The organism is Streptomyces sp. NPDC019937 (genome assembly GCF_040631655.1).
In the GTDB taxonomy this organism is placed as follows: domain Bacteria; phylum Actinomycetota; class Actinomycetes; order Streptomycetales; family Streptomycetaceae; genus Streptomyces.
The window spans coordinates 15,798-38,951 of the sequence record NZ_JBEYAL010000044.1; the positions used below are offsets into that span (position 1 = coordinate 15,798).

21 protein-coding genes are annotated in these 23,154 nt (G+C 72.9%); 10 read left to right on the top strand and 11 right to left on the bottom strand.

The features are described 5' to 3' along the window. Window positions 1-116 precede the first annotated feature (116 nt). Window positions 117-1,853, top strand: a complete 1,737-nt coding sequence (locus ABZ562_RS33675; RefSeq protein WP_361487098.1) for a cellulose-binding domain-containing protein — start codon at window positions 117-119, stop codon at window positions 1,851-1,853. Between the two features lie 67 nt (window positions 1,854-1,920). Here the strand turns inward: ABZ562_RS33675 and ABZ562_RS33680 are convergent, their stop codons facing one another. Further along, window positions 1,921-2,631 (bottom strand): hypothetical protein, encoded by a 711-nt coding sequence (locus ABZ562_RS33680; RefSeq protein WP_361487100.1) that lies wholly within the window; start codon window positions 2,629-2,631, stop codon window positions 1,921-1,923. Window positions 2,632-2,895: 264 nt separating this feature from the next. On the opposite strand from ABZ562_RS33680, the gene ABZ562_RS33685 reads away from it, so the two are divergent. Next, on the top strand, window positions 2,896-3,240 hold the full coding sequence (locus ABZ562_RS33685) for a hypothetical protein (RefSeq protein ID WP_361487103.1): 345 nt from the start codon (window positions 2,896-2,898) through the stop codon (window positions 3,238-3,240). A gap of 18 nt (window positions 3,241-3,258) precedes the next feature. Here ABZ562_RS33685 and ABZ562_RS33690 read toward each other — a convergent pair whose 3' ends face one another. After that, entirely contained in the window at window positions 3,259-4,302 is a 1,044-nt protein-coding gene (locus tag ABZ562_RS33690; RefSeq protein WP_361487105.1) for a cation diffusion facilitator family transporter, read from the bottom strand. A gap of 68 nt (window positions 4,303-4,370) precedes the next feature. Here ABZ562_RS33690 and ABZ562_RS33695 point away from each other — a divergent pair, with 68 nt between their 5' ends. From ABZ562_RS33695 to ABZ562_RS33710, 4 genes are all read left to right on the top strand, one after another. Beyond that, window positions 4,371-4,730, top strand: coding sequence for a metalloregulator ArsR/SmtB family transcription factor (locus tag ABZ562_RS33695; RefSeq protein WP_361487108.1), 360 nt, complete (start codon window positions 4,371-4,373; stop codon window positions 4,728-4,730). 94 nt (window positions 4,731-4,824) lie between these two features. Further along, on the top strand, window positions 4,825-5,304 hold the full coding sequence (locus ABZ562_RS33700; RefSeq protein ID WP_361487111.1) for a hypothetical protein: 480 nt from the start codon (window positions 4,825-4,827) through the stop codon (window positions 5,302-5,304). Between the two features lie 73 nt (window positions 5,305-5,377). Next, window positions 5,378-6,043: a DUF3105 domain-containing protein gene (locus ABZ562_RS33705; RefSeq protein WP_361487114.1), complete on the top strand. Its 666-nt coding sequence runs from the start codon at window positions 5,378-5,380 to the stop codon at window positions 6,041-6,043. A gap of 98 nt (window positions 6,044-6,141) precedes the next feature. After that, window positions 6,142-6,729, top strand: coding sequence for a DUF305 domain-containing protein (locus ABZ562_RS33710; RefSeq protein WP_361487201.1), 588 nt, complete (start codon window positions 6,142-6,144; stop codon window positions 6,727-6,729). Window positions 6,730-6,766: 37 nt separating this feature from the next. Here ABZ562_RS33710 and ABZ562_RS33715 read toward each other — a convergent pair whose 3' ends face one another. The 7 genes from ABZ562_RS33715 to ABZ562_RS33745 all read right to left on the bottom strand — a co-directional run bounded on the left by ABZ562_RS33715 (window position 6,767) and on the right by ABZ562_RS33745 (window position 15,034). Further along, complete coding sequence (locus ABZ562_RS33715) at window positions 6,767-7,405, bottom strand: TetR-like C-terminal domain-containing protein (protein ID WP_361487117.1); 639 nt, start codon at window positions 7,403-7,405, stop codon at window positions 6,767-6,769. Window positions 7,406-7,680: 275 nt separating this feature from the next. Beyond that, window positions 7,681-8,952 (bottom strand): cytochrome P450, encoded by a 1,272-nt coding sequence (locus tag ABZ562_RS33720; RefSeq protein WP_361487120.1) that lies wholly within the window; start codon window positions 8,950-8,952, stop codon window positions 7,681-7,683. Further along, on the bottom strand, window positions 8,949-9,569 hold the full coding sequence (locus ABZ562_RS33725; protein ID WP_361487123.1) for an ATP/GTP-binding protein: 621 nt from the start codon (window positions 9,567-9,569) through the stop codon (window positions 8,949-8,951). The genes ABZ562_RS33720 and ABZ562_RS33725 overlap by 4 nt, the downstream gene beginning before the upstream one ends. Next, window positions 9,550-9,912, bottom strand: coding sequence for a DUF742 domain-containing protein (locus tag ABZ562_RS33730; RefSeq protein ID WP_361487125.1), 363 nt, complete (start codon window positions 9,910-9,912; stop codon window positions 9,550-9,552). Before ABZ562_RS33730 ends, ABZ562_RS33725 begins: the two co-directional genes overlap by 20 nt. Beyond that, window positions 9,909-10,340 carry a roadblock/LC7 domain-containing protein gene (locus tag ABZ562_RS33735; protein WP_361487127.1) on the bottom strand — a complete coding sequence of 144 codons (432 nt, stop codon included), beginning with the start codon at window positions 10,338-10,340 and terminating at the stop codon, window positions 9,909-9,911. Before ABZ562_RS33735 ends, ABZ562_RS33730 begins: the two co-directional genes overlap by 4 nt. Window positions 10,341-10,354: 14 nt before the next feature. After that, complete coding sequence (locus ABZ562_RS33740; protein ID WP_361487129.1) at window positions 10,355-12,019, bottom strand: ATP-binding protein; 1,665 nt, start codon at window positions 12,017-12,019, stop codon at window positions 10,355-10,357. 225 nt (window positions 12,020-12,244) lie between these two features. Further along, a complete protein-coding gene (locus ABZ562_RS33745) occupies window positions 12,245-15,034 on the bottom strand; it encodes a SpoIIE family protein phosphatase (RefSeq protein ID WP_361487132.1) in 2,790 nt (929 codons plus the stop codon). Between the two features lie 276 nt (window positions 15,035-15,310). Here ABZ562_RS33745 and ABZ562_RS33750 point away from each other — a divergent pair, with 276 nt between their 5' ends. From ABZ562_RS33750 to ABZ562_RS33760, 3 genes are all read left to right on the top strand, one after another. After that, complete coding sequence (locus ABZ562_RS33750; protein WP_361487135.1) at window positions 15,311-15,955, top strand: hypothetical protein; 645 nt, start codon at window positions 15,311-15,313, stop codon at window positions 15,953-15,955. A gap of 113 nt (window positions 15,956-16,068) precedes the next feature. Continuing rightward, window positions 16,069-17,607, top strand: a complete 1,539-nt coding sequence (locus tag ABZ562_RS33755) for an ATP-dependent DNA ligase (protein ID WP_361487138.1) — start codon at window positions 16,069-16,071, stop codon at window positions 17,605-17,607. A 140-nt stretch (window positions 17,608-17,747) separates the two neighbouring features. Then, a complete protein-coding gene (locus ABZ562_RS33760) occupies window positions 17,748-18,773 on the top strand; it encodes an endonuclease/exonuclease/phosphatase family protein (RefSeq protein WP_361487141.1) in 1,026 nt (341 codons plus the stop codon). Here the strand turns inward: ABZ562_RS33760 and ABZ562_RS33765 are convergent. Further along, the gene (locus ABZ562_RS33765; protein WP_361487203.1) at window positions 18,770-19,834 is read right to left on the bottom strand and encodes a LysR family transcriptional regulator; all 1,065 of its coding nucleotides are present in this window, start codon (window positions 19,832-19,834) and stop codon (window positions 18,770-18,772) included. The genes ABZ562_RS33760 and ABZ562_RS33765 overlap by 4 nt on opposite strands. Before the next feature lie 140 nt (window positions 19,835-19,974). Here ABZ562_RS33765 and ligD point away from each other — a divergent pair, with 140 nt between their 5' ends. Continuing rightward, window positions 19,975-20,898: a non-homologous end-joining DNA ligase gene (gene ligD, locus ABZ562_RS33770; RefSeq protein ID WP_361487144.1), complete on the top strand. Its 924-nt coding sequence runs from the start codon at window positions 19,975-19,977 to the stop codon at window positions 20,896-20,898. A gap of 15 nt (window positions 20,899-20,913) precedes the next feature. Here the strand turns inward: ligD and ABZ562_RS33775 are convergent, their stop codons facing one another. Further along, window positions 20,914-22,977, bottom strand: a complete 2,064-nt coding sequence (locus ABZ562_RS33775) for a PhoX family phosphatase (protein WP_361487147.1) — start codon at window positions 22,975-22,977, stop codon at window positions 20,914-20,916. Window positions 22,978-23,154: the final 177 nt, after the last annotated feature.

Here is a 23,154-nt window from a genome sequence, read left to right on the forward strand (position 1 = left end):
GAATCCCCAACTCCGAGTCAGATCTGTGCTGTTGGCTGCCCAACCCCGCGGCCCCATGTGAGAGGCTTGCCCCCCTGGCGGGGGCGCCACTGTTCGTGAGTGAGGAATGTGCCTCCATGCCCGACCACTCGGCATCCCGGGACGGCGCGTTCGCGTCGCCCGGCCAACCGTCCGTCTCCGCAGCGGACACCGACGCCGTTTCCCCGACGGCCCTGCTCAACCTCTACTGGGACGCGGTAGCCGACTACGCGGACCTGTGCACCACCACCCCCGAAGACGGCATGCGGCTGGCCACCGAGGCGTTCCGGCGCGGCATCAGGGCCGCCCGCAACCGCCGGGCCCGTTCCTGGGGCCCGCGGCTGCCGTGGCTTCCGCTGCTCCTGACGTCCGTACGCAAGACCGCCGCCGACTGGCACACCCACCGGGACGGCGACCGGCTCGACCCGGAGCTGCGGGTCTGGCTCTCCTCCACCGGCGTCGCCCGCTACGCCGTCCCGCCCCGCGAACAGCCGCTCGCCCTGCGCGGGCTGCGCGACATGGGGGAATACGACGGGGCGCTGCTGTGGTCCGTCGAGGTGGAGTCGCAGCCGGTCGAGGCGGTGGCGTGGCAGCTGGGCGGCGACATCGCGTACGCCACCGAGGAGATCGCCCGGGTGCGGGCCGCCTTCCGGCAGCGCTGCCAGCGCAACCATCTGGACACCCTCGCGCATGAGGAGTGCCGCAGCTACGCCAAGCTGCTGGACGCCGCCACGCGTTCGCCGGACGCCCACTCCCCCGCGGACCTGTGGCAGCACCTCGCCCGCTGCCGGAACTGCCGCGAGGCCGCCGCCTGCCTGTACCTGCACGGGGGCGGGCTGCCCAACGCGCTGGCCGGCGGGGTGCTGGGCTGGGGCGGGCACGGCTATGTGGCGCGGCGGCGAAGAGCCGTCGAGCGGGCCCCGGGCGCCACTCCCGCGCCGCCCGCGCCGGCCTCGCACGCGGTCCACATCCCGTTACGGGACCGGGTCCTGGACAAGGTCGGCGGACCGCTGATGATGGCGCCGCGCCTGCTGCGGCAGAGACTCGGCCCGACGGGGCGCAGAAGAGCCGTCCACGGGGTGCGCAGAGCCCGTACGGCGACGGTCGCCCTGGCGGTGGTGGCCGTCGTGGCGCTGGCCACGACGGTCGCGTTGACCAGGACCGCCGCGGTGTCCGGCGGCGGGGACGGGGAGCAGGCCACCAACCGCGTGACCCGGGACACCACCGCGCCCGGCGGCACGCCCTCGGACACGACCCCGGTGGGCACCGGGACCCCGGGCAGCCCGGGCACGTCCGCCGAGCCGTCCTCCTCCCGTGGTGGCGACGGCGTGGGCGGCAAGGCCGGGAAGGACGACCCGCGGCGCGAGGACCGCGACGAGGACAAGGGGGGCAAGGGGGGCAAGGGGGGCAAGGGCGACAAGGACGGGAAGCGCACCGACCCGCCCGCCTCACCGTCCGCCTCGAAGGGCTCGGGCGAGGGCCACGAGCCCTCCGACGGCTCCTCCCGGAAGCCCCCCGGCGAGCCGGCCTGCACGGCCCGCTACGACGTGGTCACCGAATGGCCCGACGGCTTCAAGGCCGAGGTCACGCTGACCTCCCGCAGCGCGCTCGACACCTGGCGGGTCTCCTGGGACTTCCCCGACGACCAGCGCGTCACCCAGATGTGGAACGGCGAGTTCACCCAGCGCGGTTCCACGGTGACCACCACACCGGCCGACTACAACCACCGGGTGGACGCCGACAAGCCCTTCTCCGTGGGCTTCCTCGCCACCTGGCACAACCGGAACTCCCCGCCCCGCGCCTTCACGCTGAACGGTGAGCGCTGCTCGGCCTGAGCCTTTCGCACCGCCGCCGTACGCGGCCCGGGGTCCCGGGCCGCGTACGGGGCGCCCTCAGCGGCGGTCAGGCGCCGTTGGAGACGAGCTTCCTGACGCCCCGCTGATCCGCTGCCGTGTACTTCCCGCCGCCCGCGTTCAGATAGCCGCCGTTGGGCGAGGTCATCACCGGCTTGTTCTCCTTCGGGTCGAAGGACGAGGGGTCCGGGTGGTCGAGACCCATCATGTGGCCCAGCTCATGGGTGACCGCGTTGCGGGTCATGGCCGTGTTCTTGGCCTTGTCGGCGCTGAACCAGCCGTTCTCCTTGCCCGCGCTGTTCCAGTACTCGTCGTCCATCAGGACGTATCCGCCCCAGGCGCTGTTGTCGGTGGTGTTGTAGCAGGGCTTGGCCTGCGACATGCCCTTCTGCCCGTTCAGCGGGCGGTGGGCCAGCGTGAACATGATGTGGTTGCGGGGCCCCGCGCAGTACTTCTTGTTCTTGAGGTTCGTCCCGCCCTCGATCGTGGTGGACACCTTGAAGGTGATGCCCGCGGCCTTGACCTCCGGCATGGCGTTCAGCTGGGCGACCGGAATCCTCAGATACGGCGTGATCCGGTCCCGGGCGGCCTTGGTCACGAACGACAGGGTGTATGTGGAGTGGTGGCGCAGCGATTCGATGTAGTACGGGCTGCCGCTCTCCAGCTTCCAGCCCACCCCGCTGTTCGCGGCGTGGGCGACGCCGCCCGTGGCCAGCAGCGCCGTGGCCGAGGCCACGGCGACGATGCCGATTCTCTTCATCCGTGTTCTCCCGTTGGCGGTCGCTCCCCGTCCACACGGCCGCGGTCGTCCTGACATGACGACTCTCCGCCCGGCCGGCGGTCCGTGAGCTTCCGCCCCGATTCTGCGGGCGCGGGCGGACAGCGCCACCCGGGGGAGCGCAATCATGACCGGATCATGACCGGATCGGGACCTACGGCGCCCCCGCCCCATCCCCACCCGGATGGCCGTACGGGACCCCCGACCGCGTTACACGACGGGCGCGGGTGACATGTAATGGCGCGCATGAGCAGTGTCCTGAGCGGCATCGTGTCCCTGCCCCCGGACACCCCCACGGTCCGGGCGGCACGGGTGGTGGTGGAGGTGCGCAACGTGTCCCGCCCCGATGTGACCGCCTCCGTCGTGGGGGCGCAGGTGCAGACCGATGTGCCGCTGAGCCCGGCGGGCCACATCCCGTTCAGCGTCACGGTCCCCGGCGAGCTGGACCCCGACGACACGTACGGGCTGCGCGTCCACGTCGACCTGAGCGGTACGGGCTTCCTGGAGCGCGGCGACCTGGTCAGCGCCCGTGTGGGCCCCGTGCCCCCGGCCTCAACCGCGGGACTGATCGCCCCGGTCAGCGCGGTCTGAGCCGGTGCGGCGCCCCGCTCACGCCGCGTGGTGGGCCAGCGGGGCGTGCGGGTCGGGGCTTCGGTCGGTGGGGGCCGGGTCGGCGTGGATCAGGGCGGCCGTCAGCCGGGGGACCGCGTGCAGCAGGGCGTGTTCGGCGTCCACCGCGACCCGGTGGGCCTCCCGTACGCTCAGCTCGCCGCCGACCACGACCGCGACCTCCGCGCGCAGCCGGTGGCCGATCCAGCGCAGCCGCAGCTCGCCGACGTCCCGTACGCCCGGTACGGCCCGCAGGGCCCGCTCGGCGGCGTCGGTCAGGGCCGGGTCGACGGCGTCCATCACCCGGCGGAACACCTCGCGGGCGGCGTCGCGCAGCACCAGCAGGATCGCGGCGGTGATGGCGAGGCCGACGAGGGGGTCGGCGAGGCGCCAGCCGAGAGCGGCACCGGCCGCGCTCACCAGGACGGCCAGCGAGGTGAAGCCGTCGGTACGGGCGTGCAGGCCGTCGGCCACGAGGGCGGCCGAGCCGATGTCGCGGCCGACCCGGATGCGGTAGCGGGCCACCCATTCGTTGCCGATGAAGCCGACCACGGCCGCGGCGGCCACGGCGGGCAGCTGCCCGATGTCGCGCGGGTGCAGCAGCCGGTCCGTGGCGGTCCAGGCGGCGAACGCGGCGGAGGCCGCGATGGTGAGCACGATCGCGATCCCGGCCAGGTCCTCGGCCCGCCCGTACCCGTAGGTGAAGCGGCGGGTGGCGGCGCGGCGGCCGAGCAGGAAGGCGAGGCCGAGCGGGAGGGCGGTCAGGGCGTCGGCGGCGTTGTGGACGGTGTCGCCGAGCAGCGCGACGGACCCGGAGGCGACCACGACGGCCGCTTGCGCGACGGCCGTCGCGCCGAGGATGGCGAGGGAGGTCCACAGGGCGCGCAGGCCGCGGGCGGAGGACTCCAGGGCCCGGTCCACCTTGTCGGCCGTGTCATGGGAGTGGGGGCGCAGCAGATGGCCCGCCCGGTGGCGCCACCGGGCGCCGCGGCCACGGGCGTGCTCGTGGTGGTGCTCGTGGTCGTGCCCGTGCCGGTCGTCCATGGCCTCCGCCTTCCTCGCCGTGCGTTCCCGTACTGGACACGGTCCGCCCCGGACACCATTATGTGCGTATGAGCGCACGCATGCACCTATCAGATGCGCACGATGCGCATCCGCGCACCCCGAGCGCCGGGCAGTTCGCCCGCGCCGCCGAGGTGCTGGGCCTGCTCGCCGACCGCACCCGGCTGGCTCTGCTGCACACCCTCGCCTCGGGCGAGGCCGATGTGACGGCGCTGACCGCCGTCTGCGGGGCGGCCCGCCCGGCCGTCAGCCAGCACCTCGCGAAGCTGCGGCTGGCCGGGGTCGTCACCTCGCGCAAGGACGGCCGGCGGGTCGTCTACGCCCTCCGGGACGGGCATCTGGCCCGGCTGGTGACCGAGGCGCTGAGCCACGCCGACCACGACCTGTCGGGCCTCCCCCGGCACGACTGACCGCACTCCCGACCGCGCGACCGGCCGCGCGACTGACGCGATTGCCGTGCTACCCGTTCAGCCCCGGCAGGCCCACTGGTTACGATCTGGCGCGATGGGCAGAGGGCGGGGCGGAGACGACGGCATACGGAAGCGCGCGGTGCGAGCCACCGCGCGCTCCGCGCTCCGGCGTGTCGCCCCCCTCCTCGCCGTGCTGCTCTGGGTGGCGCCGCTGTGCCTCCACTCCGGCGGTGACCACCCGCCGATGTCGGCGGGCTGCCCGCACCGTCTCGTGGCCGAGCCGCAGCTCGAATGGCCGCCACCGGCCCCGGCCGACCCCGTCACCCGGTTCCACACCGCTCCCGGCGGCCCGGCCGCCGGGGACCACCCGAAAGCCCCGGACGGCGGCAGCGACGACTGCGTGGCGGGTCCCCGCGGCGGGAACCCCGCCCTGGTCCCCGCTCCCGTCCCGCCGCCCGCGCCCGCAGGTTTCCGGCCGCCGGAGGCCCCGCGGGGCAGGGACGCCGTACGGGCACCGCCCGACACGGTCGTCCACGCCCTCGGCCTCCATCAGCTCCAAGTACTCCGCACCTAGGCCGAACCCCGGCCTCCGCCACCCCATCACTCATTCAGTGCGACAGTGCGAGAACTGCGAGGACTGGACAGCCATGGCTTCCAAGGGATCGAAGACGAAGGGCGCGGCCGAGCGCCGCGCGAAGATAGAAGAGCTGCGCCGCGCGGAGAAGGCACGCGAGCGCAGGTACCGGATCATCACCATCACCTCCTGCACGGTGATCGTCGCCGCTCTGGCCGTCGGCGGCTTCTTCCTGGTCGAAGCGGGCAACGACAAGGAGGAGAAGGCGGCGAAGGTGACCTCCTCGGTCGTGAAGACCGGTGAGTTCAAGGGCATGAAGACCTGGAAGAACCTGGGCCGCACCCATGTGGGCGGCACCGTGAAGTACGCCATGTCGCCGCCGGTCGGCGGAAACCACAACCAGGTCTGGCAGAACTGCCAGGGCGACGTCTACACCAAGCCGCTGACCAAGGAGAACGCGGTGCACTCGCTGGAGCACGGCGCGGTGTGGGTGACGTACAGCGACAAGGCGTCCAAGGAGGACATCGCCACCCTCAAGGCCCGGGTGGAAAAGACCCCGTACTCGCTGATGAGCCCCTACCAGGACCAGGACGCGCCGATCGTCCTCAACGCCTGGGGCAACCAGCTGGACATCCAGAAGGCTTCCGACCCGCGGGTGGCCGCCTTCTTCAAGAAGTTCGTCCAGGGCAAGCAGACCCCCGAGCCGAACGCCTACTGCACCAACGGGAAGTCGTCGTGACGGAGGGGACCACCGCCGTCGGCCGTGCGTCGCGGCAGCCGCTGGTGGCCGGGATCACCGCCGCCCTCGCGGTGCTGACGCTGGTCGCGGTGGGGCTGATGTGGCTGATGAGCGACCGCTCGGAGGGCACGACCGGCACCGGCACCCCGAAGGACACCTCCGCCGAGGCCGGTTTCGCCCGCGACATGTCCACCCACCACCAGCAGGCGGTGGAGATGTCGCTCATCGTGCGCGACCGCACCGACGACGAGGACGTGCGGCGACTGGCGTTCGACATCCTCACCGCGCAGGCCACCGAGCGCGGCATCCTGCAGGGCTGGCTGGACCGGTGGGGGCTGGACCGGACGTCCGAGGATGCGCCGATGACGTGGATGAAGCACGGCTCCATGGACGGCATGAAGGGCATGGACCACGCATACAAGCCGCACGACGGCTCGCTCATGCCGGGCATGGCCACCAACACCGAGATGGAGGAGCTGCGCAAGGCCAAGGGCAAGGCGGCCGAGGTGCTGTACCTGAAGCTGATGACCGCCCACCACAAGGGCGGTGTCGAGATGGCGGAGGGCGCGGTCCGGCTCGTCCAGGACCCGACCGAGAAGCGGCTGGCCACGACGATGGTGCGGGCCCAGCAGTCGGAGATCCAGTTGATGGCCGACATGCTGAAGGAGCGCGGCGCCCGCTCCTGAACACCCGGTGACGCCCCCGGCCCACGGGCCGGGGGCGTCACTCCTCGTCCACTCCGGTCCGGAACACCCCCGCCCGCGCCGCCGCATAGGCCGCCTCGGCGCTGATGCGCACCAGCCGGGCGTCGATGGAGCCGCGCAGGATGAGCACCCGGTAGTAGAAGGGCGCGACCAGCGCGGCGATGACGCCCTTGGCGTCGGTGTCCGCGGGCACCTCGCCCCGGTCGATCGCGTACCGCACGATCCGGGCCCGCTCCTCGATCCGGCCGACGAAGGTGTCGCGGACGACCTCCTCGGCCCGTGCGTCGTGGGCGGCGGCCGCCACCAGCCCCTGGATGACGTTGCGATTGCGCAGCGCGTTGTTGAAGTCGCCGACGCTCTGGGCGAGTTCGTGCAGATCCCGCCGGAAGTCGCCCGAGTCGGGGGTGGGTAGCGTGGCGGCGCGCTCGGCCAGCAGATCGAGGACGACCCCCTCCACCGTCCGCCAGCGCCGCCGGATGGTCGACACGTGCACCCCGGAGCGCTGGGCGAGCTTGTCGAGGGTGAGGGCGCTGAACGAGTCGGCGTCCAGCACTTCGTAGGCGGCGGCCAGCACGGCGGCGCGCGTGCGTGCCGTGCGCCCGCCGGGGCGCGCCGAGCCGTGGGGTGGTCGCGCGTTCATGGATGGTGAGCCCGCCATGTCTCCTGTGCCGCGGATGGGGTCGGTAACGGGCCGACCCTATGTCCCGCCCAAACCCCGGCGCACGAGATCTTCACTACTTCAAGTCACTACCGGCCAGTACGCCATTGCGTGTCGTGCCCACGTCCGGATACGGTGACGCCCCCAGCTTAACGCGCGCCCATGAGCATTAAGGGCGAGCCGCGAGGGAGTGCGTGCTGGACCTTCCGTACGCGGGGAGGGAAGGTCCGGCGCGCTGACGGCCCCGGCGGTGTGTGCCGCCGGGGCGGGAGCGGTCAGCGGGCGAAGGCCGGGGTGAATTCGACCGGGATCGACGAGACGCCGCGCATCATCAGCGCCGAGCGCCACTCCAGTTCGTCGGGGGCGACCGCGAGGGTCACGTCCGGGAGGCGGTCGATCAGGACCTCGATCGCGGCCATGGCGATGTTCTCGGCCAGCTCGCGGGCGACCTGGGGGCAGCCGTGGGTGCCGTGGCTGAAGGACATGTGGGCCTGGTTGCCGGACGCCCCGGCGCGGAAGTCCGGGCGTACGTCGGGGTCGGCGTTGGCCGCGGCGAGGCCCAGCATCAGGCAGTCGCCCTTCCGGATGTGACGCCCGGCGAACATGGTGTCCTCCGAGGCCCAGCGGCCGACCCAGTTGGGGACCGGGGTGGCCTCCCACAGCACCTCGTTGAGCGCCTGGCCCACGCTGCGCCGCCCGCCGGACATGGTGACCGCGAACCGCTCGTCGGTGAGCATGAGCCGCAGCGCGTTGCCGATCAGGTCGGTGGTGGGCTGGTGGGCCGCGTAGACGTTGCCCAGGAGGTCGTTGATGATCTCCTCGTCGGTCAGGCCCGCCGGGTGGAACGCCAGGACCGAGGCGATGTTGGACGCGGCGGGGTTGGACCGGGCGTGCTCCAGCAGCGCCACCATCCGGTTGGTCAGCCGGTCGAAGGCGGCCGGTCCCGCCTTCCCGCTGACCAGGTCGACCGTCTCCTGCGTCAGCGCGGGATCGTCGTCCAGGCCGTACATGCGGTTCAGCACCCGCAGCGGGATCTGGCTGGCGTACTCGGCCATCAGATCGGCGCGGCCGCTGCCCGCGAAGACGTCGATCAGCTGGTCCGCGACCCGCTCGCACTGCGCCCGCAGTTCGAACGGCTCCACGGACTCCATGCTGTCGATGATCGCCTCGGACCGGCGCTCATGATCGGCGCCCTCGGAGAACAGCATCGTCGGCCGGTAGGCGACGAACGTCATCAGCTCCCAGTCGGGCGGGACCCGGTCCCAGGAGTGCCAGCGGCGGGAGTCGCGGGCGAACAGGTTGGGGTCCGTGGTGACCCGCAGCAGCTCCCGGTAGCCGAGCACCATCCAGACGGGGATGTCCGGTTCGAGCAGCACGGGGACGACAGGGCCGTGCTCACGGCGGAGCTTGCGGTACAGCTCGTCCGGATCCGCGCGGAGCAGATCCATGTCCAGCCGCACCGCGTCCGGCTGCTCCGGCCAGCCCTGGAGCGGTGCGGCGGGGGCGAAGGGGTCCTCGGGCGGGGGCATGGGGTCCGGGGTGGTCACGCGGTGGTCTCCCGGGCGGCGGAGGAGGTGGACAGGGAGTAGAGGTGGCGGGCGAGCGCGACGAGGACGGCCTTGCTGGAGTCGCGCTCACGGGCATCGCAGTCGATCACGGGGATGTCCGGGGGCAGATCGAGCGCGTCCCGGACCTCCTCCAGGGTGTGCTGCGGTTCGGTGAAGTTGTTGCGGGCCACGATGAACGGCGTCCCGTGGTATTCGAGCCGGTCGATGGCGTACCAGGAGTCGGCGAGCCGGTTGGTGTCCACCAGGACGACCGCGCCCAGGGTCCCGGCGAAGAGCCGGTCCCACAGGAACCAGAAACGTTCCTGCCCGGGCGCGCCGAACAGATAGAGCACCATCTCCTCGTCCAGGCTGATGCGGCCGAAGTCGAAGGCGACCGTGGTGGTCGTCTTCGACTGGACGAACGAGGCGTCGTCGATCCCGACGCCCGCCTGGGTCATCGTCTCCTCGGTGCTGAGCGGGCGGATCTCGCTCACCGACTGGACCATCGTCGTCTTGCCCACACCGAAGCCGCCGACGATCACGATCTTGAGGCCGTCGCTCGCGCTCGCCCGCAGCGGCGCCCGGACGTCGGGGCGGTCAGAGGTTCTGGAGTGCAACGAGCACCTTCTTCAGCGTTTCGGGCTCCGGCAGCCCTCCGTTGTCGGGGCGGGCGGCATGCGGGTGGCGTGCGGTGATCTTGCCCATGTCGAGCAGGTCGCAGAGCAGGATCTTGACCACGCTGACGGGCAGTCCCAGGTACGAGGAGATCTCCACCACCGCCATGGGCCGCCGGCACATCCGAAGGATCTTGACGTGCTCGGACTGCATGCCGAGGGTGGGATCGGATTCGCTGACGATGAGCGTGACCATGTCGAACACGCTCTCGTCGGCGCGGCTGCGGCCACCGGTGACGGTGTACAGCCGGTCAGGGTCCTCGCTGTCGAGCGGCCCTCGGATCATGTGTTCGCCCCGCCGCCACGGCCGCCGTTCGCGAAGGTGCGGGGCGCCGCCCGCAGATGGTCGCCGATCTGCTCGACCAGCTCGTTCATGTTGTGCCCGATGATGCCGACGTCGGCCTCGTCGTGCGCCACGACGGCCAGATGGGCGCCCTCGCCGGCCTCGACGATGAACAGAATTCCCCCGTGGAACTCCGTCATGGACTGCCGGACGCCGCCGCTGCCGTCCCCGAACTCGATGGACGCGCCGTGGGAGAGGCTCTGGATGCCCGAGGCGATGGCCGCCAGCTGGTCGGCCTGGTCCACGGAGAGACCGGACGTGAGGCACAGCTTGAGGCCGTCCCGCGACAGCACCAGCGCGTGCCGGGCCCCCGGCGTCTTCTCCAGCAGGTTCTCCAACAGCCAGTCCAAGCTGCGGTCTGTGGTGTTCATCGGCGTTCCTATCATCACGGCTGGTCGTTCTCAGCGGACTCAGCGGACTGTGCGGGCTCCGCGGACGGCGCGGGCCCGGTGGCTTCTGCGGACGCGTCCGACGTGGTGTTACGCCCGGGGGTGTCACCGGTGGGGCAGCCGCCGCGCGTGGCGTCGCGGAAGGCACCGAAGCGGGCACCGGCGTCGGTCCGCGGGGCCTTCGGCTTGGCGTCGGGAGCGGGGCGGGGCGTGGCCCGCGTGGCGGCGGCGAGCGTCTCGCCGCGGCGCCGCCGGGGCAGCCCGTTGACGCGCGGCTCCGCGGGGTCGTCGGCGGAGGGGCCGCCGGACGTGCCGGAGGGCCCGGAGGGCTCCGTCGCGGGCGACGGGGCGGAAGGGGCCGACGGTGCGGAGGGAGCCGGGGCGGAGGGCGTGGCCGCCGCCGGGGCGGGAGGGGCCGTGGGCGCCTCGGCCACCGGCTCGGCGCTCGCGGCGGCCTGGGAGCCGGTCGCCCGCGCCGCCGGAGCGGCGGCGGTCCGCGGCCGGGCGGGCTCGGCGCGGTTCCGCGCGGGTGCCCCGGGCACCGCGTCCTGGTTGATGTGCGTGATCAGCTGCTGTGGGATCAGAACCACGACGCCGGTGCCTCCCCGGGCGGACGGGCGGAAGGAGACCGTCAGCCCGTGCTTACGGGCCAGACAGCCGACGACCGCGAGGCCGAGCCGGGTGCCGGACAGGGTCGTCAGGTCGAGAGTCTGCGAGGAGACCGCCTTCTGGGCGCGGGCCAGCGCGGAGGGGCCCATGACCAGGCCGCCGTCCTCGATGGTGACCACGACGCCGGTGTGCGTCTCCTCGACGTACACGTGCACCTCCTCGGTGGGAGGCGAGAAGCTGGTGGCGTTGTCCATCAGCTCGGCGAGGGCGTGCATGACGCCCTCGGCCGCGTAACCGGCGACCGCCGCGTTGCTGGCCGCGTGGACCCGGACCCGCTGATAGGCGCTGATCCGGCCGACCGCGCCGCGCAGGATGGACTCCATCACGATGGGCTTGGTCCAGCGGCGCCCGGAGCGGGCGCCGGTGAGGACCGCGATGCTGTCCGCGATGCGGCCCGTCTGGGCGGTGGTGTGGTCGAGCTTCAGCAGGTCGCCGAGGACGGACTCGTCGTGCCGGTTCTCCATCTCGCGCAGGTCCGCGAGCATGCTGGTGGCCAGGGCCTGGACCCGGCCCGCGGCGTTGGCGCAGGCCGCCATCGCGGAGGCGCGCATGCGCTCACCGGTGCCGATCTCCTGCACCACCCTGCGCAGGATCCGGCCGTGCGCCTGGTCGCCGGGCTTGGTCACCCGCATCAGCACGGTGTCCACCGAGCCGCCCTCCCGCAGGCCCTTCACCGCAGCGGGAATCGTTTCGTCAGCGAGCCGGGCGGCCTCCGCTGCGTGCTGCGCGGCCGCGGCCTCCAGACTCGCGATCCGGGACTGGAGCCGGCCGATGGTCCGTGACCGGTGGGCGGCGACCGCGAGGGCCACGCCCAGAGCCACGGCCACCAGCGCGCAGAAGACGGCGACGAGGACGCGCCGGGATTCGGGCACCTCTGCCGTCACCCACGCTCCCGCCCCGCCGGCGACGACCGCGGCCAGCAGGGGCACGGCCAGGGCCTGCCGGGTCACGGCAGGCCCTTTGTAGGGATGGCTGGATATATGTGCTGACATCTATCAGGTCCTCATGGGCGCGTTCGAGGGTTGAGGGTGGACCACGCGGACATCAAGCCGTGGGCGGCACATGGTAGTACTGCTCAGAGAATTTTGAACGACCGCGCTCGGCACATGGACCATGACGGACCGTCAGCATCACGGCCGGAGGCGGCAGGTTGCCCGATCCCGCCAAAGCTGAACGGTTCTGATCCGAAGTCACGTATCCCAGGGTGCCGGAGCCGGTCAGGACGGCTCCGGCACCACCGGCGGCCGGGCGGACCGATCCGCCGGCGGGACCTCGTGCGGCTCCGGCGGTTCGGGCAGCGCCAGTTCCGCCCAGATGACCTTGCCGCCCGCCGTGTAGCGCGTCCCCCAGCGCTCGGCGAACTGGGCGACCAGGAACAGCCCGCGGCCGCCCTCGTCGGTCGTCGCCGCGTACCGCAGATGCGGTGAGGTGCTGCTGGTGTCGGACACCTCGCAGATCAGACCCCGGTCGCGGACCAGCTGCAGCCGGATCGGGCCGGTGGCGTGCCGGATGGCGTTGGTGATCAGTTCGCTGAGGACCAGTTCGGCGGTGAACGCCACCTCCTCCATGCCCCACTCCTCCAGCTGCCGCAGCGCCCCGGCGCGCACTCCGGCCACCGCGGCGGGGTCGGACGGCACGTCCGAGGACACCACCCGGCCCGGACCCAGCACCCGGGTCCGGGCGGCGATCAGCGCGATGTCGTCGCCCGGCTGGGTCGGCAGCATCGCGTCGAGCACTTCGGTGCAGATCTCCTCGGGCGACCGCCCCGGATGCGACAGGGCGCCGCGCAGCATCTCCAGACCGATGTCGATCTCCCGGCGGCGGTCCTCGATGAGCCCGTCGGTGTAGAGGACGAGATGGCTGCCCTCGGCCAGCTCCAGCTCGGCCATGTCGAACGGCAGCCCGCCCAGGCCCAGCGGGGGGCCGGCGGGCAGATCCGGGAACTCCACCGAGCCGTCCGGGCTCACCACCGCGGGCGGCGGATGCCCGGCCCGGGCCATGGTGCAGCGCCGCGTCACCGGGTCGTAGATCGCGTACAGGCAGGTGGCGCCGGTCGCGCCGGTGAGCGCTTCGCCCCCGCCGCCGGGGAGGTCCTGGCCGAGGGGGCTCTCGTCCTGGTCGATGCGGGCCACCAGGTCGTCCAGATGGGTCAGGATCTCGTCGGGCGGCAGGTCGAGGGTGGAGAAGTTGTGCACCGCCGTCCGCAGCCGGCCCATCGTGGCCGCCGCGTGCAGCCCGTGCCCGACGACGTCGCCCACCACCAGCGCCACCCGCGCACCGGGCAGCGGGATGACGTCGAACCAGTCGCCGCCGACGCCCGACTCGGCGGGCAGATAGCGGAAGGCCACGTCCAGGGCGCTCTGCGGGGGCACGGCGCGGGGCAGCAGGCTGTGCTGGAGGGTCACCGCCATGGTGTGCTCGCGGGTGTAGCGGCGGGCGTTGTCGATGCACACCGCCGCGTGGGAGGCCAGCTCCTCGGCGAGCGTCACCTCTTCCTCCTCGAAGGTGTCGCGCTCCGCCATCCGCCAGAAGTTGACCACGCCGAGCAGCACGCCGCGGGCCCGCAGCGGCACGGTGACCAGTGACCGCACGCCGTAGTCGAGGATCTTGGCCGTCTGCGCGGGGTCGTGGGCATGCCAGCCGTCCGCCCGGGTCAGATCGTCCTGGACGACCGGCCGCCCGCTGCCCATGCCCCGCGCCTGGGGCGCGGAGTCGGTGAACGAGAACCGCTTGCCGACGGGGTAGAAGGGGTGGTCGGGCCGGAAGCCGTGGACTGCCGTCCGGCACATCTGGGCGCCGCCGGCCGCGGACGGCTCCTCCCCGCGCGATACGGACTCCACCAGGTCGACCGTGACGAAATCGGCGAACCGCGGCACCGCCACCCGCGTCAGCTCCTCGGCGGTGCGCCCCACGTCGAGCGTGGTGCCGACCTCCACGCTGGCGTCGTACAGCAGCTTGAGCCGCTTCTGGGCCACGTCGGCGCGGCCCGAGAGGGCGCGCAGCTCGGTGGAGTCGCGCAGGGTGGTGACGCTGCCGGGCGGGCCGCCGTCGCGGTCGGTGGGCCGGTTGTTCACCGCCAGCAGCCGGTCGCCCGCCACCAGCACCTCGTCGGTGACGACGCGCCGGGAGACCAGCAGACCGGCGATCCCGGGGTCCAGCCCCAGCAGGTGGACCGGGCGCCCCTCGGGGCGCGGCGGCAGGCCGAGCAGCCGGGACGCCTCGTCGTTGGCGAGCACCAGGCACCCGTCGCCGTCGACGATCAGCACGCCCTCCCGCACGGCGTGCAGCACCGCGTCGTGGTGCTCGTACATCCGCGTCATCTCGGCCGGGTCCAGGCCCCGGGTCTGGCGCCGCAGCCGCCTGGTGACCAGGGCGGTGCCGCCGGTGGCCAGGGCGAGCGAGGCGGTGACGGCGCCGATGAGCAGCGGCAGCTGGCGGTCGGCGAGCCCGCTCACCGTCTTGATCGTGACGCCCGCGCCGACCGCGCCGACGACCTTGTGGTGGCTGTCGAAGATGGGCGCCACCGCGTCCATCGCCTCGCCCATGGTGCCGGGGCCGGTACCGGTGGTGAGGTGCCCGTGCAGCGCGGGGCCGATGGTGCCGATGTAGTGGTGTCCGATGCGCTTGGGGTTGGGGTGGGTGAGCCGGATGCCGTCGGTCTTCATGACGACGACGAAGTCGAGCCCGGTCTTCTTGCGGACGGCCTCCGCCTTCGGCTGCAGCACGGCGGTCGGATCGCGGCTGTGCAGGGCCCGGACCATCCCCGGCGCGTTGGCGAAGGACTCGGCGACGGCGACGGACCGGCCGCGGGCCTCGTTGGTGGCGTCGTGCCGCACCTGGAGCACCAGGGCGGCGGTCGCCGCCGCGCCGAGCAGCAGCACGATGATCAGCTGGAGGACGAAGACCTGGCCGGCGACGCTGCGGACGTGTCGCAACACCCGAGTGCGCCGTCCCGCCTCCAGAGGGCGCTCACGCCGCCGACTCCGTGGGCGCCGACCGGGGAACACGCGGGCAACCCACGATCGACCCATAAACCGGGCCATAGAGATACATCTACACCGGGATGCCCCGGAAGGCGAGCCCCTTCTGCCCGCCATGCCCACAAAAGCACCTTGCGCCGAGAGGGGGTGACTTTGCGTGCGGGACGCCGGGGCGAGGAGCCACGGGGGCGCGGGGTGCCGAGCCCGGCGGACTGTGCAAACCTGACAACAGGGCAATTCACCCGAATTGCCGCGAAACGGCGGCCACCGTGTCGCCGGTCGCGCCTGACGAAGGAGCCCGACATGGCCACTCACGCGGGTGGAGTCCACCCGGGAACCGCGCCCCGCAGCTACGGCGGAGTCAGCGGACGTCTCGTCTTCGGGGCCGTCATGATGCTTTTCGGCGGTCTGATGACCCTCGCCCAGGGCGTCGCCGCCGTACGCACCGACAGGGTCTTCGTGTCCACCCCGAACTACATCTTCAGTTACAACCTCACCGGGTGGGGCTGGATCCACATGATCCTCGGCATCGTCCTGGTGGTCGCCGGCCTGGCGACGTTCACCGGCGCGATGTGGGCCCGGGCCGTGGGCGTGGTGATCGCGGGGCTCGCCCTGATCGCCAACTTCCTGTGGCTGCCGTACACCCCGCTGTGGGCGGTGGCGCTGCTGCTCATCGACGCGTTCATCATCTGGGCCCTGTGCACCGGGGGCCAGGGCTACGAGGCGGGGATGGCCGGCGCGGGGTCCATGGGCCGCGGGGCGGGCCGCGAGGCCCAGTACGAAGGCCGCGGACAGGGCTATGAAGGCCGCGGAGCCGGTCCGGACGCCCGCGAGGCCCGCGAGCCGGGTCCCGAAGGCCGCGGGCCCGGCTACGAGGGCCGCGGACCGGGCTACGAAGGCCGCGGACCGGGCTACGAGGGCCGCGGACCGGGGCCCGAGGACCGATGACGGCCAGAGCGGTGTCATCGGCGGCCCGGCCGCCGGTGGCGCCGAGCTCGATGCCCCCGTCGGTCTAGCACGGATCGCGTGCGGCACGGCGTCGGCGGAGGCAGGCTGGAGCCATGCTGCTGGCCGATGTCGCACGCACCTCCCGCCAGGTCGCGGCCACCGCCGCCCGCTCGGAGAAGATCGCCGCCCTGGCCGGGCTGTTCCGCCGCACCGAACCCGCCGAGGCCCCCGTGGTGATCACCTACCTCGCGGGGAAGTTGCCCCAGCGCCGCACCGGCGTCGGCTGGTCCACCCTGCGGCAGCGGCGCGAGCCCGCCACCGCGCCACGGCTCGCCGTCCTCGACGTGGACCGCGCGCTGAGCCGCATCGCCGCCGTGTCCGGCACCGGCGCCGGGGCGGAGCGCAAACGGCTGGTGGGCGCGCTGATGGCCGATGCCACCGAGGACGAGCAGCGCTTCCTGCTCGGGCTCATCGGCGGCGAGCTGCGCCAGGGCGCGCTGGAGGCGCTGGCCGTGGAGGGGCTGGCGCAGGCGGTCGGCGCGCCGCCCGCCGAGGTGCGCCGGGCGGTGATGCTCGGCGGTTCGCTGGGCGCGGTCGCCGAGGCGCTGCTCGCGCGCGGCCCGGCCGCGCTGGCCGACTTCCGGCTGGAGGTGGGGCGGCCGGTGCTGCCGATGCTCGCGCAGAGCGCGGCGGACCTGGACGAGGCCATGGACCGGCTCGGCCCGTGCGTGGTCGAGGAGAAGCTGGACGGCATCCGGGTCCAGGTGCACCGGGACGGGGACGACGTCCGCGTCTACACCCGCACCCTGGACGAGATCACCGACCGGCTGCCCGAGGTCGTGACGGCGGCCCGCGAACTCGCGGTGGAGCGGGCCATCCTCGACGGCGAGGTGATCGCCCTGGACGAGGCGGGGCGCCCCCGGCCGTTCCAGGAGGTCTCCGCCCGGGTCGGCTCCCGGCTCGACATCGCCGGGGCGTCCGCCGCGCTGCCGCTGTCCCCCGTCTTCTTCGACCTGCTCGCCGTGGACGACCGCGATCTGCTCGCGCTGCCGACCCGTGAGCGCCACACCGAGCTGGCCCGGGTGGCCCCCGCGCCCCGCCGGGTGCGGCGGCTGGTCGCCGAGGACCCGGCGGACCCGGAGCGGCGCCGGGAGGCCCGCGCCTTCGCCGCCGACGTGCTGGCCAGGGGCCACGAGGGCGTGCTCGTCAAGGGCCTTGAGGCCCCGTACGGCGCGGGGCGGCGCGGAGCGTCCTGGCTGAAGGTCAAGCCGGTGCACACGCTCGACCTGGTGGTCCTGGCAGCCGAGTGGGGACACGGCCGCCGCACCGGCAAGCTGTCCAACCTCCACCTGGGCGCCCGGCGGCCGGACGGCACGTTCCTGATGCTCGGCAAGACCTTCAAGGGGCTGACCGACGCGCTGCTGGAGTGGCAGACGGACGCGCTGCTGGGGATCGCGGTCAGCGACGACGGCTGGGTGGTGCGGGTACGGCCCGAGCTGGTGGTGGAGGTGGCCTTCGACGGCCTGCAGCGCTCCTCCCGCTACCCGGCCGGGGTCACCCTGCGCTTCGCGCGCGTGCTGCGCTACCGGGAGGACAAGCCGGCGGACCAGGCGGACACGGTCGAAACGGTGCTGGCGCTGCGACGGCCGTGAGCCGCCGCCCGTCGCGTCAGGGCGCCACGGGCGGGCGGGGGACAATGTGCGCGCCTTATAGGCGGTGTCTCGCCGATCATGCCGGGCCCGATCGACAAGACACCCCCTAGCCCCGACCGACTCCGACCGAGAGGCCCCGCGTGGAGACGACTGCCGCGACGGACCGCGCCGCCCCCGCAGCCGCCCGGCGCCTCGTGCGGCTGCCCGGCGGGGGCCGGGCGCGCCGGGTGGCGGCCTGGTGCGCGCTGGTGACGCTGGCCGTGGTGAGCGTCGTGCTGGGCTGCCGGGCCGTGGGCACCGACGGCGTCACGCCCGTACCGCAGCTGCTGGCCTTCCTGCCCTGGCTGCTGGTCCCCGCGCTGCTGGGGCTGCTGCTCAGCGTGGCCGCGCGCTGGCCGCTGGGCTGCGGCTGGGCGCTGCTGGCCGCCGCGGTGACCGGCTGGTTCATCCAGCCGTACGACCCCGGCCCGGCGCCCGCGCCGCACGGCCCGGTGGCGGCCCGGCTGCGGGTGCTCACCGCGAACCTGGAGTTCGGCCGGGCCACGGACGGGCTGCTGGCCGCACTGCGCCGGGAGCGGCCGGACGTGGTGTCCGTCCAGGAGTGCGACGACACGTGCGCGGACGCGCTGCGCTCGCCGGCCGTCCGCAGGGCGTACCCGTACCGGGACATCGTCACCGGCAGCCCCGCCGAAGGCTCGGCGATCCTCAGCGCCCATCCGCTGACGAAGGAGCGGGGCGTGGACGGCGAGCTGTCGATGCCGGGCGCGGTCGCGCGGATCGGGGGCGTGCCGCTACGGCTCCAGGTCGCGCACCCGATGCCGCCGATGCCGGGGCAGCTGGGCGTCTGGCGCACCGAACTGGGGCGGCTGCGCGCGTACGCGGCCGGGCGCGGTGGGCGACCCACGCTGATCGCGGGCGACTTCAACGCGACCCAGGACCACGCCGCGTTCCGCGCCCTGCTGGACACCGGCATGCGGGACAGCGCACGGGCCGCCGGTGTGCCCCGGACGCCGAGCTGGCCGAACGCGACGGCCCCGGTGCTGGGCGCGCAGATCGACCATGTGCTGGTCAGCGACGCGCTGCGGCCGCGCACCGCCCGCTTCCTGGACCTGGGCGACACCGACCACCGGGCCCTGCTGGTCGACCTCGACCTGCACGCGGGCTAGTGTCCTGCCCCCTGACGCAGGCCCTCGTCCGGGTCCTGCGCGGTGGCCAGCTCGAACGGGTCCTGGGCCGGGCCCTCGCCGGGCCCGTGCCGCTCGCGCCGCCACCGCTCCTTCTCCCGCTCCAGGGCGTTCCACAGCAGGTTGAGCGGATGGTCGTCGGCGTACCCCGCGCGCTCGCCCCGGCGGGTGAAGGCGCCCAGCAGCACTTCGAGCGTCGGCCCGGTGTCATGGACCAGTCCGACGGCGCGCAGCCCGCGCGCGTACGCCGCCTGCGGGTCGCCCGTGGCCTCCGCGACGCCCTCGGTGACCAGCATGCAGCCGCGCACCACCCCGGAACGCAGCAGCTCCAGACCGTAGTTGACGTTGTCGATCTCGGCGGCGATGCGCAGGCTGTCGCGGTGGCCGGGGCCGAACCAGGTGTGCAGCACCCCGGCCATCACCCCGCCGGCCGAGACCACCAGCGGGAGCGAGGCCAGTTCGCCGCGCTCGACGGCCGGGCCGGGCAGTTCGTCCACGGGCAGATTGGTCACCAGCGACACCGCGCTGCGCCGCCACTCCATCACGTCGAAGGCGTCGAGTGCGCGGGAGGTTTCCGCGCCGGATTCCGTCACCACACTTCCGCACACCAGATCGATTTCCTTGGCGCGGAGTTTGGTCAGGACGTCCCGGGTCCGCACATGACCGACCTTGAGGTCGATCCCGCGTTCCCGGAATTCCCCGGCGACCCGTTCCCGGGCGCCGGCGAGATAACCGAGCGTAAAACGCGTGGTGCCGACCATCAGACTGCGACCGAGGCGCCGACGGGAACTGTGGATGCCGTCCAGCCAGTCGCCGAGCGTTCCCCGGGCCAATGCGACAAGGGTCGACCCGGTGCCGGTGAACAGCACGTCCTTCCCGCGCCCCTGCTTGAGCACCAGCGGCTCGCCGCACAGCTCGGAGAAGTTGCGGTTCATGGTGTCGAGCTGCTTTTGCACACTGGCCTGCTCCCGCCCGAGCGCCCGGGCGGCGCCCAGCGCCGTACCCGTCTCATGGACGACGACCAGCGTGCGGAGCTGGTCCATGGTGGTGTCCATGAGCGCGAGCGGACTGTCCAGCAGTCCGGACCTCGTCATGATTCTTTTCCTCCCCGTTTCCCCGTTTCCCTCGCTTCCCGCCAAGGGGCCCGAGTTTACGCGGCCACCCCCTGGTAACCCGGGCGGATATGAGCGAGATACCCACCGATGCGCGGAAGGTCAGGGCCGGTCGGCACACCGTCGAGATCAGCCGCCCGGAAAAGGTGCTCTTCCCTGGCGACGGAATCACCAAATCGGATCTCGTCGATCACTATCGTGCGGTCTCCCGGCTCATGGTCCCGCAGTTGCGCGACCGCCCGCTGATGATGGAACGCCACCCGGACGGAATCGGCGGCAAGCCGCTCATGCAGAAGAATGCCCCCGACTACTTTCCGGAATGGGTGCGCCGGGCCGTTCTCCCCAAGGAGGGCGGCAAGGTCACCCACCCGGTGTGCGACGACACCGCCACCCTGCTCCACCTCGCCGGGCAGGCGTGCGTCACCCCGCACCGCTGGCTCTCCCGCGCCGACCGGCCCGACCACCCCGACCGGCTCGTCTTCGACCTCGACCCGCCGGACGGGAAGGGTTCCGCCTTCGAGGAAGTGCGGTGGGCGGCCCGGCGGATGTGCGGACTGCTCGGTGAACTGGGGCTGCCCGGACTGCTGATGACCACCGGTTCGCGCGGGCTGCACGTCGTCGTCCCCCTCGACCGGCGCGCCGACTTCGACACCGTACGGGCCTTCGCCCGCGACGCCGCCGACACGCTCGCCGCCCGCCACCCCGACCGGCTCACCACCGAGATGCGCAAGGACCAGCGCGGCGGCCGGCTCTACCTCGACATCCAGCGCAACGCCTACGCGCAGACCGCGGTCGCCCCGTACGCCGTGCGCGCCCGCCCCGGCGCCCCCGTCGCCGCGCCGATCGACGCCACGGAACTGGACGACCCCGCGCTGGCCCCGGACCGCTGGAGCTTGCGCACCTTCGAGGAGCGGCTACGGGACGACCCCTGGGCCCACGCGGACACCAGGGGTCGTTCGCTGCGCACCGCGCGACGGCGGCTGTCGCGGCTCTGAACGGGGGGCGGGCCGTTACGCGCCGATATCGCCGCCGTCGCGCCGCCACACGCTGACCACCGCCGGGCGGACCAGCGTGCCCGGGCCCTCCGGCCACGTCGACGCGGGCTTCTCCACGCTCGCCCCGTCCAGCTCGCCCGGATGCTGCACCGCCACCAGCACCCGCCGGTCCTGCACGATCGGCCCGCAGGTCTCGGCGCCGTTCGGGACGGTCAGGAACTGCCGCACCTCACCGCGCCGGCCGCCCGCCGTCGCCACCCCGAACAGCCCGTCGTGGTTGCCCAGGGCGTTGCCGTCGGTGGAGATCCACAGGTTGCCGAACGCGTCGAAGGTGAGGTTGTCCGGGCAGGAGATCGGGCTGACCTGGTCCTTCGGGAAGCCGCCGAAGTAGGTGCTGGGGTCCTCCGGGTCGCCGCACACCAGGAACAGCCGCCAGTTGAAGCGGGTGGAGCCCGGGTTGTTGAGGCGCTCGGTCAGCTCCAGGATCTGGCCGTGCTTGTTGCTCTTGCGGGGATTGGCCTCGTCGACCGGGGCCTTGCCGTCCTTGCCGCGGTCGGTGTTGTTGGTCAGCGCGATGTACACCCGGCCGGTGCGCGGGCTCGGCTCGACGTCCTCGGGGCGGTCCATCTTCGTCGCGCCCACCTTGTCTGCGGCGAGCCGCGTGAAGACGTACACCTCCTCGGCCGTCATCCCCTCCACATGCGAGGTGTCGCCGGTGGCCAGCGGGATCCACTCGCCGGAGCCGTCGAACTCACCGTCGTCCGGCAGCTTCCCGGAGCCGTCGATCTGCGAGGCCGGGCTGTCGCCGGTGAACTTGGCGACGTACAGCGTGCCCTCGTCCAGCAGCGTGCGGTTGTGCTCGCGGGCGGTGCGGCTGCCGCCCTTCATCATGCGCTTGGACGACACGAACTTGTAGAAGTAGTCGAACTTCTCGTCGTCGCCCATGTACAGGACCGGGCGGCCGTCGGTCGTCAGCCGCGGCTCGGCGGCCTCGTGCTTGAAGCGGCCCAGCGCGGTCAGCTTGCGCGGGGTGGACTCCGGGTCGAACGGGTCCACCTCGATCACCCAGCCGAACCGGTTGGGCTCGTTGGGCTCCTTCGCCACGTCGAAACGGTCGTCGAAACGCTCCCACTTGCGCTCGGACGCCGCACCGGTGATCCCGTACCGCTTGAGCCGGGCGGCGGCCGTCGGGTCGGTCACCGAGCCGCCGTTTGCGAAGTACTGGTTGACGTTCTCCTCGCCCGACAGCACGGTGCCCCACGGGGTGATGCCGCCGCCGCAGTTGTTCAGCGTGCCCAGGACGCGCTTGCCGGACGGGTCCGCCGACGTCCGCAGCAGCTTGCTGCCCGCCGCCGGGCCCGTCACCTCGAACGGCGTCGTGGCCGTGATCCGCCGGTTGAGGCGGTGCCTGGGTACGGCCGTCAGCTTGCCGGCCTCCCGGTGCTCCTCCGCCACGACCACCGACAGGCCGTGCGCCGCCCAGCCGATCTCGGCCTGCTCGCGGGTGGGGTTGTCCGCGTCGTACCCCGCGAACATCAACACCTCGTCGGTGTACTCGTGGTTGACCACCAGCAGCTGCCGGTCACGCTCGTGCGGTACGTCCAGCACGGCCATGTAGTCGTTGTTGTAGCCGAACTGGCCCGCCTGCGCCTTCGCCGACTGGTTGTCCGGGTCGAAGGCGGGCGCGCCGCGCAGGATCGGGTCGCCCCAGCGGATGACAAGGTTCTGGTCATGTCCCTCGGGGACGACCACCGCGTCCTTCGTGTTCGGCGCGACCGGCGAAAACCGCAGCCCACGGGCGGGCTTGCCGGCCTTGGCCGCGTCACCGGACGCGGCGGCGGCGGCCGGAGACGCCTGCCCCACCGCGGCCGCCGTCCCGGTGGCGGCCGCCACGGTCACCACGGCGCTCGCCCGCAACAGGGAACGGCGCGACACGGCGCCCGCGATCAGGTCCCCCACGTAGGCGTTTCCACTCGTGTTCGGGGTCTCATGGAGACACGCGTCGCCACAGCGGTACCGGCAGGTCAGCGCGGAACGACCGCCCGGATGCGAGCTGATGAGCGGCAGGAGCTTGGGCACGACTTCCCCTCCGTAGGACGTCACATCCGGGCAGCCCCCGCCGACATGACGTCGGAATCCATTGGCCGCGAAGCTAGGCGTGTAGAACCGCATGGCGACGACCACGTCGTGAACCGGGGGTGAACGACCGGCGACCGGAATCGACGGCCGGAACCAGCCGGTCGGCCCGCTAGCCTT